The organism is Aminobacter sp. P4_D5, assembly GCF_056401815.1.
On the sequence record NZ_JBFUIP010000819.1, the window covers coordinates 1 to 666 of the forward strand.

The window sequence follows — 666 nt, forward strand, 5'->3', positions numbered from 1 at the left end:
GTGTGCAGGTAGCGGAAGCTCTCGCTCATTCTCGGGTCTCCTTTTGATGTGATGGCGTCAGGCGGTGAAGCGTTCTGGATCGACGGCCAGGACGAAGAGCCCGGCCGCCTTGGCCGCCTCCAGCGTGGCCGTCCGCTCCGCGAGTATGGTACGGCCGGCCTCGATGGCAATGCCGCGCAACCCCGCGGACCTAGCCCCGGCCACCGTCATGGGCCCGACCACAGGTGCGTCGATCCGCATTTCCTGCCCCGTCTTCGAGAGCTTGACCAGCACGCCACCAGGACCGTCGCGGCGTAGCTCACCAGCGCGGGCGATCAGCGCATCCGTGCCTTCCACCGCCTCGATCCCGAGCACCATGCCCTGCTGCACCACAACGGCCTGCCCGACATCGACAGGAGCGAGGCAACGCAGGGTCTCGATGCCGCGGGCAATGTCCGCCCGCGCCATCGCATCCGGCTCAGCGCCCAACAGGAGTCCAGCCTCGGCCGCCGTGCTGTCCTCGATGAGGGATTGCGGCGAGATGACTTCGAAACCCTCCTCGCCGAGCACCTGCACCACCGCCTTGAACAGCGCGTCATCGCCCGAGAGGATCGCGACGCCGACGCGCGCCATGGCCTTCGCCATCCAGACATCGGGCAGGAGCGAGAGCATCGAAGGCCGCTTCAC

The 666-nt window shown here is 67.7% G+C and carries 1 protein-coding gene; it reads right to left on the reverse strand.

Features of this window, described 5'->3' with window-relative positions:
* Positions 1 to 57 precede the first annotated feature (57 nt).
* The coding region (locus tag AC1DWF_RS35195) for an LpxI family protein (protein ID WP_476843100.1) at positions 58 to 666 on the reverse strand (609 nt) is incomplete at its 5' end.